This window comes from Pelagicoccus sp. SDUM812002, assembly GCF_031127835.1.
Lineage (GTDB): Bacteria > Verrucomicrobiota > Verrucomicrobiia > Opitutales > Opitutaceae > Pelagicoccus.
On the sequence record NZ_JARXHX010000007.1, the window covers coordinates 18,226 to 34,563 of the forward strand.

Sequence of the window (16,338 nt, forward strand, 5' to 3'; positions counted from 1 at the left end):
TTTAGGTTACGGCGGAGAGGTAGGAACCTTGGGGCAGAGCTGTCTCCTCCATCGAGTTTATTTTTTGCTAGCCGCTCACTTCACGTAGCTTCCAAGCGACCAGCGAGCCGGCGACCGAGATGATTCCGAGAACTCCAATGGTGCCGCTAGGACCGAGCGAATGGGCGAGGAAGCCAAGGCTGCCCATGACGAGTAAGCTGATGCCGATGATCGTATTGCCGACTGCGACGTATGCCGATTTGTCGCCGCTGATCATGTCGACGAGGTAGGCTTTTCGTCCGAGACGGACGCCGGCGTAGAAAACGCTGATGACGAAAAATAGGAAGGCCTGTGCGATGGGGCTCTGCAGCCATTGGCTGTTACCGAATTGGTAGGACAGAGCGGTGCCGATTCCGAAAAGGCCGCTGGCCAACGAGGCGAAGGCCATAGTGGAGCGGCTCGAGATGTCCGCAAACTTGCCCCAGATCGGTCCTCCCAGAGTACCCGCGAGTCCGCCCGCCAAGATGAGCCAACCGAGTGTGCTGGTGGAGTCGTTTCCTTCTTTTGCCAACAGCGCATAAAAAGGGGGTGCAAGGGCGACGCTTAGCAGTAGTCCGCGGGCGTAGAGGTAGTGGCGAAACTCTCGATCGTCGGTAAGGAGGCCGATGTTTTCGCGGATCGCCTCGATTGGACTGCGCGCTCCCTCGGTCGCTCCCGGTTCTTCTACAATGCGGGAAAAACAAGCGACCGATGCAAACCAAAGGATGCCGGCCACGACGAGGAGGATAAAGGGAAGCGAGTCGCCGCCGGCACGCTCGGCGAATGTGAGCCATAGCCCGATTGCCAGTACCAAGGCGCTTGATACACCGGCGCTGTAGCCCATGAGGGTGCCTCTCCGCTTTTTGGATACAGTCTTTCCGATGACGTCTTTGGCAGATACGGAGCATACGCCGCGGCCGAGGCTGTAAGCTAGCAACAGCAATAGCGTGGTGTAGCCAGCAACGGTGCTCGAAAGATAAGGCGTAAACACACCAACGAGAAGCAAGCAAAGGCCCGAAAAGGCAGCTCCGGCGAGCCAAGCGTATTTTCGAATCTCTTTTTGTCTAAGGTATTCGGATACAAAAAGCTGAGGTAGCAAAACGCCTGCTTCTCTCATGGGCACGATAAAGCCCACGAGTCCGATGGGAGCTCCGAGAGAGGCGAACAACCACGGCAGGACGAGTCGAGCGCTGCTCAGCTCGTCAGCGAGTTTGCTTAGGACATTGGAAGCGAGGTAGGCGAAGTAGTTTCGCGGGAGGTGCTTGCAGGCGGACTCGGGTATGTCCTTGCAGATTCGGGTCTCTTCCTCGCCATTTACGTTGTCGTAGAGGTGGCCCAGAGCCTTCCCAGACATCTTAGGCTTCCAGTTTCTCGGTAGCGTTGCGCAGAAACTCGAGCTGCATGGAGTCGGTGATTCCCTTCTTGTCGTCAAAATTGTCGTAGAAGCTAGGGAGGCTATAGGTGGCTTTGAGATCGGCTCCCATGCGTGGGAAAGTCTCCTTGGCGGTGGCCAGCACAGTCGCTCCACCGCGACCGCCGGGAGATGTGGCGAGGAGCAGCATGGGTTTGCCGGCCCAGACCTTTTGTTCTTGGCGGGAAGCCCAGTCGTAGAGGTTTTTGAAGGCGGCAGAATAGGAGCCATTATGCTCTGCTAGGGAGAGGACAACTGCGTCGTGGGATTGTATCTGCTCGAGGAATTTCTTCGCGTCGTTTGGAACGCCGTTCGCTTCCTCTTCGTCGGCGCTGTAGATTGGGAGCTTGTATTCACGCAGGTCCAAGGCGGTGACACTCGCTCCTGAGATGAGGCTTGCTGCGTAGAGCGCGAGCTTGCGATTGATGGATTGGGAACTGGTGGAGGCTCCAAAGGCGAGGATTTTCATAGCGAAGTGTGGACGTGAGAGAGATAAGGTTCTCTGGTTCGATTGAGGGAAATTCGACTCGTGGCAGCGTGCTCGAGTTATCCGTCGATAGCAAGTTCCTTGCGAATTGCCGGGGCAACGAGAGTGCCCAGCAGCTCAATGGCACGCATGAGTTGCCCGTGAGGCAGTGAGGCGACGGACATTTGGAAACTGAAGCGATCGATACCTCCGAGGGCTTCGTGCTGACGTAGTACTTTTTCGACTACGGATCCGGGCCCGCCCACATGTAATGCGCCTGTCGGACCCAGAAGGGAATCGAAATGGGGGCGGGTCACGGGCGGCCAACCACGTTCCTTGCCGATAGCGGTGAAAGCTCTAGCGTACCCGGGGAAGAATTCTTCGGCAGCTTGAATGTCACTGTTGGCCGCGTAGCCGAGGCAATGGAGACCCACCTTGAGGGTTTCGGGACTGTGGCCCGCTTCCTCGCCCGACTTGCGGTACAGGTCGATGAGCGGTCTGAAACGATGCGGCTCTCCTCCGATGATCGCTACCATAAGCGGCAGTCCGAGCCGCCCCGCTCGAGCGAAGGATTGGGGCGTGCCTCCAACACCGAGCCAAATGGGAACAGGGTTCTGGATGGGTCGTGGATATACGCCTTGACCTGAAAGTGCGGGGCGGTGTTTACCCGTCCAATTGACGTTCGGTTTTTCTTGGAGCTTCAGTAGTAAGCCGAGCTTTTCGACGAAAAGGTCGTCGTAATCTTCGAGGGCGAGGCCGAAAAGGGGGAATGATTCGATGAAGGAACCGCGACCGACAACCATCTCGGCTCGGCCTTGCGAGACGAGATCCAGGGTGGCGAACTGCTGGAAGACGCGCACAGGATCGGCGGCGCTGAGCACGGTGACGGCGCTGGTCAGGCGGATGCTTTTGGTGCGTGCAGCAGCGGCGGCTAGGAGCACCGCTGGAGCGGAGTCGAGATACTCTTCCCGGTGGTGCTCGCCGATGCCGAAAACATCTAGTCCGACCTGGTCGGCTAGCTCAATTTCCTCGAGAAGGTCGGCCACACGCTGGCGTGGGCTAACGGTTTTTCCGGTTAACGGGTCGGCGTCGGTCGCCACGAAACTGTCGATTCCTATTTGCATATCGTCGTGGTGTTTAGACCTACAACGATTCAGGGTAGGAGGATGTTGCGTGGCTGATTGCGAGCTACCTTCCGCTGGTCAATTGGCTTCGGCGGTCGGGAACCTCTCTTGAAGGAATCGGATCTTTTCGGGGTTTCGCTGTTGGTAAAGTGTTTGGATCTTTCTGTCGTGTATTTCGATTGTAAATACGGTGTCGATCACTCCGTTTGTGAAGATGAGGGCGGAGGGTTGGCTGTTGATTCGAGTGAATTTCGCTGTCCTAGCGTCACCGCTCTTACGGGCCTTTCGCGACAGTCCGACGAAAAGGCGAGTAATGAGTTCGCGAGAACGCAAGGGCTTGCGGACTGCTTTAGCGAGAGATCCACCGTCTGAGTAGAGGATCGCGTCTTCAGCGAGAATCGCTTCCAGCCCGCTTTCGTCGCCCTGTGCTGCAGCTTGGATGAATGCTTCCAGGAGCTTTTGGTGGGCCTCCGGTGCGACGTTTGATTTTGGTCGATTCGCTTTCAATGCCTGACGGGCTCGGGAGGCGAGTTGCCGGCAGGCAGATACTTCTTTTTGCAGGATCTGGGCAATGGTGGCGAAAGGATAATCGAAGACGTCATGCAGGATGAAGGCTGCCCGTTCCGTGGGAGTGAGCCGTTCCATGGCGTGAAGTAGTGCGAACGTAATGGAATCGTCGATACTTGCCAGGTCGGCTGGTGTAGTTTCGGTGATAAGTAGTGGTTCGGGAAGCCAGGGACCGATGTATGTTTCTCGCTGTCGTTGGGCTGATTTGAGGTGGTCGATGGCGAGCCGGCTCGCCACAGTGTGTAGCCAAGCGAGTGGCTCGCGAATGGCGGTACGGGTTTGCTCGTCAAGCTGGTGCCATTTTAGCAAGCTCTCTTGGGCGATGTCTTGGGCGTCGACCCTAGAACCGAGCATGCGATAGGCGAGCCCTTCGATGGAAGAGCGATGCGTTTCGATGGCAGTTTCGAGGGAGTCGGCCATGATTTAAACTTCGAGGGTCACCACAGAGCAGGATTTGTAGTGGCCGGTGGCGCTTTTGACGATTGGGAAAACTTGTGCCGCTGCGATGGCGAGACCGATTTCGATCATGGCGGCGGGACCGAGTTCCCAGCTGAGCTCGCTGCGCAGGGTTTCGGAGTCTGCGGTGTTGGCGAGGCAAGCTCGGGTGAACGCTTGGGTACGTTCGAGAATTTCGCTTAGCTCCCCGCTATCGAAGACAAGCGTCTCGATGAGTGAGTCGGGGACGCCGGCTTGCTGAGCGAAACGTACGGCGAGCTGGAGGCATGGGCCACAGTCCGCGTGTCGGTAGGCGGTGAGCTTTGCTGCGAAGTAGACTTCAAGGGGTGCGTGCCTGCGATGTCCGGCCATGGGAACGAAGGCGTTGAAGACCTCAAGGGCTTCGGGAGCATGCTTGAGCATGGCCTTCATGTAAGTACAGTCGTAGCCATAGGCGGTCTCGAAGGCTTCGATCTGGCTAAGGGCAGATTGCTTAGGATTGTCGGCGTTTTGTATCGTTCCAGTTGTCATCACTGTGGATGACGAAACAGGTTGGAATGGTGTGACAGCCTTTGGGCGTTTTTTCTAATTCTGGGGACGTTTTTGCTTTGCCCGCTCGCATCGTCTCGCAGGAGAAGTAGACGGCGATCGAGCGGCGATCCGTGGAAGGGTGTGACTCCTCCAACAGAGGGAGGTGGAATATTCAAGGACGGCGTACTCGTCGTTTCGTTCTTAAATGTCGCGAGTTTTTTTCGTAAACCGCTTTGTCGCGATCAGCGCGAATATCGATAGGGAAGCTACGAACATTGAAGAACCGTTGTCTGGAACCTTTGTCGTTTTGCTCACATGAATACTGTCAAAAGTCACATCGTATGCCCCGCCCATACTCGATTGGCCGGTTGTGAAAAACTCGAATGATGCTACTTCTAGAGAGCTGGGGTTTGACGCGAGAAAATCCAGTGCTCCTTCCAGTCTAATGGAGCCCACTGGTCGATAGCCGTTTAATACAAACTCCAAGAGACTGCCTGGAGTGCCGAACTCGTAGCCGCCGTTTGAATTGGATTGGGATATACTCTCTACTATTGGCAAACCTAGTATCGCTGCGTCCTGTTCGGAGGAACCGAATACGACCGTGTTTTGGAGGCCACTGACGTGGATTGCGTTTGTCGTCCCGTAATCGAAAAGATGGTTACCCCCAAATTGGAAATCGAATTGGGTATTTCCGAAATAATTGGCCGAGTATTGGTCGGGTCCAGATCCAGCAACATTTTCGAAAAGATCTGGAGTCGAGAATTGGTACAGGGTTCTCCCATAGAACTTGTCGCCCTCCTTGGGGCCATTGGCGATTTCTCCAATCACCGAATCAGAGAAATTGTAGCTTAAAGTGCCTTCGAAGTTAACTTCGTAGCAGTACTGAACGGCAAATGCCAACTGAGCAGTTCCTGCAGCCAAGGTGATAGCCAAGAGTATGCCCCTAAGAGATTGAGTTTTATGATTCATATCTCCTTAGTAATACTTACCATCGAGAGGTCAACGGGTCGTGAATATTTAGGATATTCCTCGGTACGCCCCCGCGTATTTACCTGCCTATCGAGTGCTCCTATTTCCCAGGCCTCTGCACTGACTTGTCGAGCACTCCACATCAAATGTGCATCTCAGCCTGATAGAGTCGCATTTTCATGCTAGGCCCAAAAGCCTTGCAGCAATCTATCAACTCGCTGGTTTGAGGCGGTAGATGGCGCCGGCTCGCGGAGATTGCTGAGTGATCAGTATGTAGAGGAAACCGTCTGGGCCGCTGTAGACGTCGCGTATACGTCCTTGTCCTTTGAATACAATTTCATCTGCGACAACTTGATCGCCTTCGATGGTGAGTCGATGAAGTTCCTGCGAGGCCATGCCGGTTACGAAGAGATTGTTTTTCCATTCAGGGAATTTGTCGCCTTCGTAGAAATCGATACCACAAATCGCGATGGAGGGTACCCAGTAGTGTTTAGGTGCCTCGACGCCGTCTTTATCGGTGAACTCGGTGATTGGGGTCCCGTTGTAGTTCATGCCGTAGGTGGCGATGGGCCAGCCGTAGTTGAGGCCGGGATGGATGAGGTTGGTTTCGTCTCCTCCACGTGGGCCGTGCTCGACTTCCCAGAGAGCTCCGGTCTCTGGATGGGCGTCGAGACCTTGGGGATTGCGGTGGCCGTAGGACCAGATCGTGGCGAGGGCTTTTGGGTCGTCGAGGAAGGGGTTGTCGGCCGGGATGCGTCCGTCGTCGTGGATTCGGTGGATCTTGCCGTTGGGACGTCCGAGCTCTTGGGCTTGATCTTGGCGACCGCGGTCACCGATACCGAAGAATAGGTAGCCGTCCTGGAAGACGAAGCGGGTCCCATAGTGGGCTCCGGCGGCAGAATGCAGGTCTTCTGGGGCGTGGTAGATCTCTTCTTGGTCGATCCACTTGCCGTCGCTTATTCGCCCGCGGACGACGGCGGTCATGCCAGCATCCTTTCCGTCGTCCTTGCCGCCTACGTTTTCGGAGTAGCCGAGATAGATCCAGCCGTTTTCGGCGTATTCGGGATGGATTTGAACTTCAAGAAGGCCGCCTTGGCCGTGCTGCCAAACTTCGGGAGTTCCTTCGATAGCATTCCGCTCGCCGTCCTTGAAGTGCCATAGGACACCATCGCGCTGGGTGACGAGCATTGAAGCGTCGGGCAGGAATTCGATGGCCCAGAGAATGCCTTCGCCTTGCCCGACTTCCTCGAGGGTAAAGTCGTGTTTTTCGGAGTTGAAGACTCCTTGCTTGGGCTTGAACGCGTCCTCCGGAAGGGCTTCGCGGGCGGCCATTTGGCCTTGCTCGCGGATGTAGATGACAAGGGAGCGGATTTGTTTTTCTGAGAGCGAGTGCTTCCATGGGACCATTTCGGTCTGGGGAATGCCTTCCGCGATGACTCGCGCGATATCAGCGTCGCTGCTGCCGTGGGCCCAGATGCCGTCGACGAGGGAGCTGCCTTGCCCGCCGCGGAGGTTTTCGCCGTGGCAGTTTGCACAGTAGGTTTTGTAGAGTTCGCTTACGTCTCCCGACCCGATCCGGTTCTGAGCGGATAGGCTAGTGGTGAGGGCTGCGATGGGTAGGAGCAATAAAGTAGCGTTTCGAATCATGGTGTAGACCGCTTAGCTTTCTGAGGATTCAACCAAACGCCAGACGAATGGCTGGGTTGAACTCATGCAATCTTGTCTAACAGTTGAGCGGTTAACGACCTAGTGCACGCAACACGAATTTCAGCTCTGAGAGCTGCGGGGGCTAGTTGGAATTGGCAGCCTTGGATGTGGCGACTCTTTCGGGGTAGTCGCTGAGTTGCACGTCTACGCGGCAGATGTGGTTGGACAACCAATTCTCAAGCTTGGAGTAGAGGGTTTGAGCCCATTCCTGAGAGTATCCGTTTTGATGGTATACTTCGAGAGTTCGGGTGAGGTAGCCCTTGAATGCTAGGTGCTCGGAACGGTTTTTTTGGGCCACTGGGCAACGCCGCTTGAGCATGCAGGCTTCCTCGTAACGGAAGTGGTTTTGGATGTAGGTTTCAAGAAAGCGTAGCAGGTGATCGACCTCCCTCGTATCGACTTCGGCTTGCTCGGCTATTGCTTCTAGCTTGTTGGCGAAGCGAAAGATCTGCTGGTGCTGCTCGTCGATATGGGGGTCATTGGTAGCGAAATTTTTTCTCCATTCGATAGCCATGATCGTCCTCCGGAACTGCTTTGAAATTCGCGTAAACGCCAAATAATAGCAACGGCCGGCTGGAGATAGGGGGCAATTATAAGGCTAGGTATTCGGATGTGTTAGACTGGGTTCTGCAGGAACCCGTGTTTTGCTCACAAAAAAGCCCGGCCGCTTGCGCGGACCGGGCTTTTCAATTTGGGGTGGGTAATTGATTAACGCTCAGCCGTAGGCAGCACCGGTCTCGACGTCGATGACTCGGTAGTTTTCGACGTGGAAGTTCGGGTCGGCTCGGAAGGTGAGCTGGGCGTTGTAGTCTTTCTCGAGGCTGATAAGCAGGTCAGCGTCTTCTTCGCGGAGGCGATCAATGATAGACGGGTTGACGAGAATGCGCAGCTTGATGGGCTTCTCGAGGTCGGGGGTGCGGTTTCGAGCGCGGCGGATGATGCCGGAGAGCTTGCGTTGCAGTTCGACGGAAACGGTGGTGCCAGATTTGACGATGCCTTTGCCGCGGCAGTAGGGACAATCGGTATAGAGACCGGAGGAGACGGATTCCTGCATGCGTTGGCGGGTCATTTGCATGATGCCGAGCGGGGAGATGGGCAGAATGTGCGTCTTGGCCTTGTCGGGTGCCATGGCATCTCGCATGCGAGAGAGAATGGCGTTGCGGTGGCGGCGCTGCTTCATGTCGATGAAGTCGATGATGATGAGGCCGCCGATGTTGCGCAGGCGAATCTGTCGGGCGACTTCTTCGGCAGCTTCGCAGTTCACCTGGAATATGGTGTCGTTCTCGTTGCCCTTGTTCTTGTGAGAGCCGGTGTTGACGTCGATGGCGATGAGAGCCTCGGTTTCTTCGATGACGATGGCGCCGCCGGAAGGGAGTGGCACTTGTCGCTGGAAGGTTTGCTCGATCTGCTTCTCGATATTGTAGCGCTCGAAGATTGGGATCGAGTCCTGGTAGAGCTGGATCTTGGAGGTGGAGCGCTTGGATATCTGGGCGACGGTTTCGGAGATGCGTTCGTGGTCCTCGGCGTTGTCGATGAGGACGCGATCGATATCCTCGGTGAGGAAGTCACGCACGGTGCGCTCGGCGAGGTCTGGCTCCTTATAGAGACAGGCTGGGGCCCGGGCAGAGTCCATTTTCGTTTGGATTTTCTCCCAGGTCTGCAGAAGGATGTGAAGGTCGCGCACGAAGTAGCGTGCCTTCTTCCCTTCGCCCGCGGTGCGGACGATGATGCCCATGCCCTCGGGGATGGTTAGGTCGCGAATGATCTTTTTGAGGCGGGCGCGTTCCTTGTTGTCTTCGATCTTGCGTGAGATGCCGCACTGGTCGGAGTTTGGAACGAGTACGATGAAGCGTCCGGGAATTGAGAGGTTGGTCGTAGAGCGGGGACCCTTGGTGCCGATCGGTCCTTTGGTGATTTGGATGACGATTTCGGTGCCGATGGGGTAGTGCTTCGGGATATCCTTTAGAGGAACCTTTGCCTGCTTTTTCTTCTTGCTTGAAGAATTAACGCGGACGACCTCGATGGACGAATCGGCTTCCTGCGGCTGGATGTCCCAGTAGTGCAGGAAGGCGTTCTTGGGCATACCTATGTCTACGAAGGCGGCTTTTAGACCTGGGTCTAGGTTCTTGATGCGGCCTTTGAAGATGCCGCCAACAATGCGTTGGGCGGAGTGGCGGCGCTCGATATCGAACTTGTCGAGGATGCCGTCCACGAGGGAGCCGACTCGGATTTCGAGGGGCTCGGAGTTGATGATGAGTTCGCGGTAGGGCTTCTTCTCTCCTTTAAACTTTTCGATGATCTTGGTCATGAGCGGGCGTTTCTTGGCTCGCTGGTTTGCTTCCGATCTGAGCTTGTCCTGGTCGACACGGGTGCCGGTCTGGGGCTTAGGAGGGTTGCGAAGTTCTTCGTCTAGCTTGGTCGCTGGGTCTGATGGTTGGTTTTTTTGTGTTTCTTTTTCGCTCATTTGGGCGCGTTTCCTGTGTTTCTGCAGGGGGCGTCCCTAAATGGAGAGCGGCAGCGGTGTTATTCCTGTTTGGATGGTATTTCTCGAAGGCGTGGGTTGCGTCGGCTGTTCAGGGCAGACTTAGAAATCCTTGCGATAGCGATAAACGCTTTGAACCAGTCCCAGGAGGATGCAGCAGCTCACCATGAAGGTGCCTCCATGACTTAAGAAGGGGAGCGGCAATCCTGTGATCGGCATCAGGCCAATAGTCATAGCGATGTTCACGAAGACGTGGACGGAGAACAGGGCGACGACGCCAAGCACGAGCAAGGTACCGAATCGGTCCTTGGCTTGGCCGGCGATGCGCAGGCTGTTTGCTAGTACAATTCCGAAGAGGCTGATCACGACTGCGCTTCCAATAAAGCCGGCTTCTTCCGCGAGTACGGAGAAGATGAAGTCGTTATGGGCTACCGACCGAGGCAGGTAGCCGAGTTGGGCCTGGGATCCCTGTCTGACGCCTTTGCCAAACAGGCCGCCCGAGGCGACTGAAATGATGGATTGTTCCCGGTTCCAGCCGGTGCCACGAGGGTCGGCCTTGTCAGGATTTACGAAGGTTAAAATGCGGTTGCGTTGGTAGTCTTTGAGGGGGAACCAGGTCGTTTCCTGGTAGCGGCGGTCGATGTTTTGAGGGTCGATGCCGTTTTCGTCTAAAAATTTTACGTAGTTGTGGTTATCGATTAAAATGGCTCCCACCAACGCCACGAACACGAGGATGGCGGTAGTGAAAAAACGTTTGGAAAGATTTGAGGCGTATAGTTGGGCGAACACGAAAATGGGGATGACCAAGGCGGACCCGAGATCAGGCTGAGCCAAGATCAATAGAAACGGCACCGAAATCGCAAGCGCCATTTTAGCAAGCACTTGGAGCGAATCCTTGACGTCGCCGACCTCCGAGCGAGTGAGGATGCTGGCGCTGATGACGATGCCGGCGAGCTTGGCGATTTCGACGGGCTGGAAGGTGTAGAACCCGAGGTTGAGCCATCGGGTAGCGCCGTAGATGGTAACGCCAAGGGGGCTGAACTTGACGAGTATGAGCATGACCACGGCAGTGAGCCAGAGCCAGTGGCTGTATTTCATGAAGAGGGCGTAGTCGGTCAGCGACACGGCAGTGTAGATACTTAAGCCGATAAATAGCCAAGCGATTTGGCTATGCCACTCGGTGCCACCGCGCGAATACTGGGCACTGTATATAAACAGGATGCCGATGGAGGCGAGCAGCAGCATGCAGATCGGGTTGATTAGGTCTACCCGCGGGTGATGGTGCTTTTGGGACGAATGGAGCAAGGCGTTGCTGGGTGCTGGTTGCTGGGGAGGATTGTGGATTAGGGCTTTGTATGGGAAGGAAAAAGAGTGGCGGGGGGCGGGATTTGTTTTCTAATCTGGAAGCTTGGAATCAAAGAATTTAGAAAAGGTTCGGATCGACCGCTGGCTTTGGGCGGTACGGGTCTTCAAGACACGGGGCCAAGCTGCGGATGCCTGCAAAGGGGGGAAGGTCGAGATCGGTGGAGAAAACGTGAAGCCATCCCGACCGGTGCGCGTCGGTGAAACTATCGAAGTGACGAAAGACGAAATCTTGCGCGAGTACAAGGTGGTAAAACTGCTGCTGAAACGGGTGGGAGCCAAGGTGGTTCCGCAATATATGGAGGACTTGACGCCTCCGGAGCGGCTCGAGGTGCGGCGTGAGACGCTGGCCCAGGTCGTCCTCAAGCGAGAAGCTGGCAGTGGGCGTCCTACCAAACGAGACCGCCGCGACATGGAGCGGTTGTTTGGCGATGGATAAGGCCACCGGTTTGGATTGTTGGTTCCCGCGAAAGGGGATCTCAGTTTTGGGTTACCCGGCCTTTACCTTTTAAGGGTCATCCTTTTGGCATTGGATTTCTTGGGCGGCGTAATAGCTTATTCTGCCATGGAAGAAGAACCGAAAGAGCCCAGTAAGGTTAAGACCGTCTATTTGCCGTTGGCGATCGCGTCAGCGTTTGCTCTCGTTTTGTGGATAGGTATGCCGGAGCTCGGTGTATTGGCGATCGGATCGGCCTGGTTTGGCACGGTTCTATTCATGAGTCTTTGGGGAGCCTTCTATTCGTGAGCGGGGCGGATCTCGAAGTACTCTTCAACGAAACTTTGGCTGCCCGACGTCGCGTCTATGAGGCAGCGTCTGCAACGCCGCTTGAAAAGCTAGACCTCGGTACCGATGAGGAGGTCTACGTTAAGAGGGAAGACAGCTCGCCTATTCACGCCTACAAGTGGCGCGGAGCCTACAATCGCATGAAGCTGCTTAGCGACGAGGAGCGGGGGCGCGGTGTGATCTGCGCCTCTGCGGGCAATCATGCCCAAGGCGTGGCTTTAGCAGCCCGTAAGCTAGGGACGACAGCGACGATATTTATGCCGCGTTCGACCCCGCAAATGAAGCAGGAAGCGGTCAAGTCGATTGGCGGCGCGTCAGTGAAAGTGATTCTTGAAGGTGACGCCTACGATGCGGCCTCGGCGGCTGCCAAAGCCCTGTCGGCCTCAACGGGGCAGACTTATGTACATCCTTACGACGATTTGGCGGTGATTGCCGGTCAAGGAACGATGGCGGACGAGATCGTGATGGCAGGCGTGGGCGCTTTTGATCTTGTCTACCTGCAGATTGGAGGGGGTGGCATGGCGTCTGGCGTCGCTTGCTGGCTGAAGCGCTATTATCCGGAGATCGAGGTGGTGGGCGTGGAGGGAGTCGACCAGGCGTCGATGGCGGCTGCTGTGAAAAATGGTTCGCCGCTGACACTGGATTACCTAGACGTCTTTTGCGATGGAACGGCGGTGAAACGGGCGGGCGACCTCACGAGCCAGTTCTGCGCGAAGTTGATCGACCGATTTGTGACGGTTACGAATCCGGAGGTATGTTCAGCGGTTCAGCTACTTTGGGAACGCTTGAGGGCGATTCCGGAACCGGCGGGCGCCATGGGCTTGGCGGCTTGGATGAAGGAACGCGAATACTGCCGTGGCAAACGAGTGCTGACTATTATGTGCGGGGGTAACATGGATTTCGGTCAGCTGGCTTGGATCGTTCGCCACGCAGGGATCGGGTCGGCTCATCGCAAGTATTATCGATTTGAGATAGAAGAGCGTCCGGGAGCTTTGCTATCCTTGTTGGAAAAGTTTCCCGATGGAGTGAGCATCGTGGAGTTTCAGCACGGCGCGGTGCAGGGTAGGGCGGCTAAGCCGGTGATCGGGGTGGATGCGATGCCTCAGCAGTTGGCATTGTTTGAACAAACTCTGCGGACTTTGAGCATCCCGTACGAAGACGCGACTGGTCAGGAAGACGTCGAGTTTCGTATCATACACTATGATGCCTCGATGATGCAGCGCCCGTTGTTCATCAGAATCGAATTCCCCGAGCGTCCAGGGGCTCTCAAGGAGTTTTTGGGAACGAACTGCCAAGCCGCCAGTATCGTCTACTTCAACTACAATTACACCGGCGAACGGGTGGGGCGCGCCTTGATCGGCTTCGACTTTTCGAGTGACGAGACGAGAGATTCGTTTTGCAAAGCTGTCTTCGAACGCGACACGGTCTTGCGCTACGCAAAGGAGATTTCAGCGGACGCTATGCGGCGCATCGTCTAGATTCCGCTTCTTGTCACTCCCCCCGGCATGAGTGAAGAGCAGAGTCGCAGTCTGCTTGCTTTCCAAGAGCACAGGTTTTCTCCGACCAAGGCCGCTGCTCCTGATCGTGCCACCGGGGAGATACTCGCAAAAAGCGAGAGCATAAGGACGCCCTGATACGCGTTATTTATCCTACAAGTGTCTTATAACCATCAGGTTGCGTCTCGATGTAATGAGGACTTACTACTTTTTTCCTCAGATTGAGGGGAAACCATGCGCCGAAAGTGTAAAGAACTCTGAAAAATGGCGGTTCGAAGTGCTTGTTAATCGGTAGCTTACACAGAGTTTACAGTTTTCTTGAGCGCTCTTCCTCAGGCACCCTAGAGGGATTTTGCGTTTTGCCCCGATAGGCTTGGTCGGGGGAAAGCTGAGAGTTAAGTTCCTGAATGTGAGTTCCTTGCTAGGAAGCCTTTTTTAAGCGAATGTTTGATCAATCCAGCAGATCCCACTGCGAAACTAACAACATCATGAAAACCAAACTTCTTACTCTCACCGCAATCGCAGCCGTCTTCGCTGTTAGCTCAGCTCACGCTATCTCATGGACTTATTCTGAGTACAGGGATGTCGATCTAGTTGGCAAGACACTCACCAACAATGGTGACGAATCCCAGAAGTTCGCTGAGGGCACTTTCGAAATTTCTTTCAACGACGCCGACTCTTACCACTGGGACGCCCACACTTTCGACAACACGAAAGAGAAGCTTATCGGTGCGGAAATTGGGCTAGGGTTTTACCACAATAATCAGGGCACGCTCGATTACCTTGGCGATTTCAGGTATCATTTAGGCGAAAACTTGTTGCCTTTCGTTGGGAGCGTGGGTGCCGCTGGTGGGTTCGCTGGTTTCGACCTCAATATTGTGACTCCGTACATCGGAGAGCTGACGGGCGCGTTACTCTTAGAGCTAAACGACAATGGTGTGCTTGATTGGAGAGTTGAGCTGAACGAGAACTTCCAAGGAGAGGTCGTTCTACACTGGGCAGCTCTTGCGGCTGATGCCGAACCGATCCCGGACTCTGGATCTACTTTTGCGATGCTCGGTATGGCTGCTCTAGCAGCATTCGCAGCCAAACGCAGATCGAAGTCGCAGCGTTAAGTTTTCGCAGAGAACTGGTTTTATTTGAAGAGCATCCAATTAGGGTGCTCTTTTTTGTGAGGAAGTTTCTTGGAGTTCGCGCTTGAGATCAGGCTCTGCGTGAATTCTGCCATTTAGTTATGAAGACGTATTCTTACACCGCTTACGGTCTCGCGATAGAGTCGGAGATTGAATTTCGTGAGTTGAGCCATGGTTCGAGTGAGAAAACGGATGTTTACATCCAAGAAGCGAAGGTGCCGCTGCCTTCCAATGGTCAGTGGGGTGAAGGTACTGATTTTCACGCTGAAGAGGGCAAGTTGCTCTTGGTCGTAGATGGGGTTGCTCGATACCTCGCCCAAGGAGGTATCGAAATCACATTCGAGAGGCTTAATGATGCCTCATACGACGATGTTCGTCTTTTTCTGCTAGGTTCAGTCTTGGGAGCGATCTTAATGCAGCGGCGGCGTCTGGTACTACACGGGAGTGTCGTAAGCTCCGGAGGCAAGGCAGTTGCCTTTCTTGGCGACAGCGGCGTAGGGAAATCGACGCTCGCGGCTTCACTGGTGAAAGCGGGGATGGCTTTACTTTCCGATGATATTTGTTCGATCAGTGGGATCGAAGTCGATTCAGGATTCCCTCAGAGTAAGCTGTGGCTCGATTCCCTCGATTGGATGGGCCTATCAGAAAACGAGTTTAGGAGGGTGAGGCCGCAGTTTGAAAAGCGAGCGATTCCGATTGATCTCAAGGACTTTCATTCGAGTTCTTGCCCACTGGAGCGTATCTTCGTCCTGAATAAAACAGCCGGTCGATCTCTCGTCGTGAGAGACCTGTCAGGGACTCGAAAGTTTTTGGGGCTTAGCGAGAAGAGCTATCGGCTCCAGTTCGTTGAAGGGATGGGTCTCTCGCGTTTGCACTTTCAGCAGATAGCAGAGCTTGCCAAAACTGTTAGGGTCACAGAAGTGATCCGTCCGAGCGACGGGATGCCTATCAACAGGTTGGTTTCGGCGATTTTAGAGAATTTGGAGGTTGAGTGAGCGACAGCTTAGTTGATCATTTCTCCTTCGTGTCGTTCTAACTTGTTTTGTTGAAGTGTTAATTGGATGAAGTCGGAATAGTTTGATGGGCAGCACATCAGATCAGAACATTAGCGTAGACACAGTGATCGCTCGTAGTGTTGAACAGGTTTCCTGTGAAATCGATGGGGAGATCGTCGCTTTGAGCGTCGGTAAAGGGCGATATTACCAGATGGACCGAGTCGGGAGTCTGATATGGGACGAGCTCTGCGAGCCCATGACGGTTGGGAATTTGAGAGATCGTATGATGGTTCGTTTCGAGGTCGACGGGGAGCTCTGCCTTTCCGATATTCTCAGTTTTTTGGTAGAAATGTTGGCTGCGGGGCTCATTGAGCGTAATGAGGTTTCCAGTGAGTAAATTGCGAGAGCTTAGGATTTGGGAGCTTATATTATTTTGTGAGGCAACAGTATGGCTTGTGCTAGCCCATGCTTTGATAGCCCTAGTGCCTTATTCTCGGATCCATCGACAAATAAAAGGGGGGCGATCGAATGAGCGACACGCGGTGATGGCCAAAACGAGGGATGGCGTTGATGATTATGTTAATGCGATCCTACGAGGTGGACGTTATCTTCCCCTCTCAACTAAGTGCCTGTGCAGAGCCTTGGCCGGGAAGTGGATGCTTGGGATTCGAGGGATACGGTCCGACATGGTTATAGGAGTGAAAACGAATTCCTTCGCCGCACACGCTTGGTTGACTTGCGGGGGTGTCGTTGTGATCGGAGGAGGTAGAGCTATGCAAGAATACACCACACTTGGCGGCCGACCCTAACTCAGGGATTTAATTGCTTCATCTGCGCCTTGACACTCGTCAAGTGAGT

17 protein-coding genes are annotated in these 16,338 nt (G+C 54.7%); 7 read left to right on the forward strand and 10 right to left on the reverse strand.

Annotated elements, in window-relative coordinates; translation table 11 throughout:
- Nucleotides 1-67: 67 nt before the first annotated feature.
- The 10 genes from QEH53_RS11745 to rodA all read right to left on the reverse strand — a co-directional run bounded on the left by QEH53_RS11745 (nucleotide 68) and on the right by rodA (nucleotide 11,015).
- Nucleotides 68-1,372 carry a hypothetical protein gene (locus QEH53_RS11745; RefSeq protein ID WP_309023386.1) on the reverse strand — a complete coding sequence of 435 codons (1,305 nt, stop codon included), beginning with the start codon at nucleotides 1,370-1,372 and terminating at the stop codon, nucleotides 68-70.
- A 1-nt stretch (nucleotide 1,373) separates the two neighbouring features.
- Complete coding sequence (locus QEH53_RS11750; RefSeq protein WP_309023387.1) at nucleotides 1,374-1,898, reverse strand: NAD(P)H-dependent oxidoreductase; 525 nt, start codon at nucleotides 1,896-1,898, stop codon at nucleotides 1,374-1,376.
- A gap of 77 nt (nucleotides 1,899-1,975) precedes the next feature.
- Entirely contained in the window at nucleotides 1,976-3,019 is a 1,044-nt protein-coding gene (locus QEH53_RS11755) for an LLM class flavin-dependent oxidoreductase (RefSeq protein ID WP_309023388.1), read from the reverse strand.
- 78 nt (nucleotides 3,020-3,097) lie between these two features.
- A complete protein-coding gene (gene sigJ, locus QEH53_RS11760; protein WP_309023389.1) occupies nucleotides 3,098-4,006 on the reverse strand; it encodes an RNA polymerase sigma factor SigJ in 909 nt (302 codons plus the stop codon).
- A 3-nt stretch (nucleotides 4,007-4,009) separates the two neighbouring features.
- Nucleotides 4,010-4,552, reverse strand: coding sequence for a hypothetical protein (locus QEH53_RS11765; RefSeq protein ID WP_309023390.1), 543 nt, complete (start codon nucleotides 4,550-4,552; stop codon nucleotides 4,010-4,012).
- 201 nt (nucleotides 4,553-4,753) lie between these two features.
- The gene (locus QEH53_RS11770; RefSeq protein WP_309023391.1) at nucleotides 4,754-5,521 is read right to left on the reverse strand and encodes a hypothetical protein; all 768 of its coding nucleotides are present in this window, start codon (nucleotides 5,519-5,521) and stop codon (nucleotides 4,754-4,756) included.
- A gap of 210 nt (nucleotides 5,522-5,731) precedes the next feature.
- Nucleotides 5,732-7,168, reverse strand: coding sequence for a PQQ-dependent sugar dehydrogenase (locus QEH53_RS11775; RefSeq protein ID WP_309023392.1), 1,437 nt, complete (start codon nucleotides 7,166-7,168; stop codon nucleotides 5,732-5,734).
- 142 nt (nucleotides 7,169-7,310) lie between these two features.
- Nucleotides 7,311-7,742 (reverse strand): hemerythrin family protein, encoded by a 432-nt coding sequence (locus tag QEH53_RS11780; RefSeq protein WP_309023393.1) that lies wholly within the window; start codon nucleotides 7,740-7,742, stop codon nucleotides 7,311-7,313.
- A gap of 201 nt (nucleotides 7,743-7,943) precedes the next feature.
- Complete coding sequence (locus QEH53_RS11785) at nucleotides 7,944-9,692, reverse strand: Rne/Rng family ribonuclease (RefSeq protein ID WP_309023394.1); 1,749 nt, start codon at nucleotides 9,690-9,692, stop codon at nucleotides 7,944-7,946.
- A 120-nt stretch (nucleotides 9,693-9,812) separates the two neighbouring features.
- Nucleotides 9,813-11,015: a rod shape-determining protein RodA gene (gene rodA, locus QEH53_RS11790; protein ID WP_309023395.1), complete on the reverse strand. Its 1,203-nt coding sequence runs from the start codon at nucleotides 11,013-11,015 to the stop codon at nucleotides 9,813-9,815.
- A gap of 103 nt (nucleotides 11,016-11,118) precedes the next feature.
- Here rodA and QEH53_RS11795 point away from each other — a divergent pair, with 103 nt between their 5' ends.
- The 7 genes from QEH53_RS11795 (at nucleotide 11,119) to QEH53_RS24445 (ending at nucleotide 16,289) form a co-directional block, all read left to right on the forward strand.
- Nucleotides 11,119-11,511, forward strand: coding sequence for an RNA-binding S4 domain-containing protein (locus tag QEH53_RS11795; RefSeq protein ID WP_309023396.1), 393 nt, complete (start codon nucleotides 11,119-11,121; stop codon nucleotides 11,509-11,511).
- A 126-nt stretch (nucleotides 11,512-11,637) separates the two neighbouring features.
- The gene (locus tag QEH53_RS11800) at nucleotides 11,638-11,817 is read left to right on the forward strand and encodes a hypothetical protein (protein ID WP_309023397.1); all 180 of its coding nucleotides are present in this window, start codon (nucleotides 11,638-11,640) and stop codon (nucleotides 11,815-11,817) included.
- Nucleotides 11,814-13,334, forward strand: a complete 1,521-nt coding sequence (locus QEH53_RS11805) for a pyridoxal-phosphate dependent enzyme (protein WP_309023398.1) — start codon at nucleotides 11,814-11,816, stop codon at nucleotides 13,332-13,334. The genes QEH53_RS11800 and QEH53_RS11805 overlap by 4 nt, the downstream gene beginning before the upstream one ends.
- A 506-nt stretch (nucleotides 13,335-13,840) precedes the next feature.
- Nucleotides 13,841-14,467 carry a hypothetical protein gene (locus QEH53_RS11810; protein WP_309023399.1) on the forward strand — a complete coding sequence of 209 codons (627 nt, stop codon included), beginning with the start codon at nucleotides 13,841-13,843 and terminating at the stop codon, nucleotides 14,465-14,467.
- Between the two features lie 119 nt (nucleotides 14,468-14,586).
- Nucleotides 14,587-15,480 (forward strand): hypothetical protein, encoded by an 894-nt coding sequence (locus QEH53_RS11815; protein WP_309023400.1) that lies wholly within the window; start codon nucleotides 14,587-14,589, stop codon nucleotides 15,478-15,480.
- A gap of 85 nt (nucleotides 15,481-15,565) precedes the next feature.
- Nucleotides 15,566-15,877: a PqqD family peptide modification chaperone gene (locus QEH53_RS11820; protein WP_309023401.1), complete on the forward strand. Its 312-nt coding sequence runs from the start codon at nucleotides 15,566-15,568 to the stop codon at nucleotides 15,875-15,877.
- A complete protein-coding gene (locus QEH53_RS24445) occupies nucleotides 15,858-16,289 on the forward strand; it encodes a lasso peptide biosynthesis B2 protein (RefSeq protein ID WP_369426439.1) in 432 nt (143 codons plus the stop codon). Before QEH53_RS11820 ends, QEH53_RS24445 begins: the two co-directional genes overlap by 20 nt.
- Nucleotides 16,290-16,338: the final 49 nt, after the last annotated feature.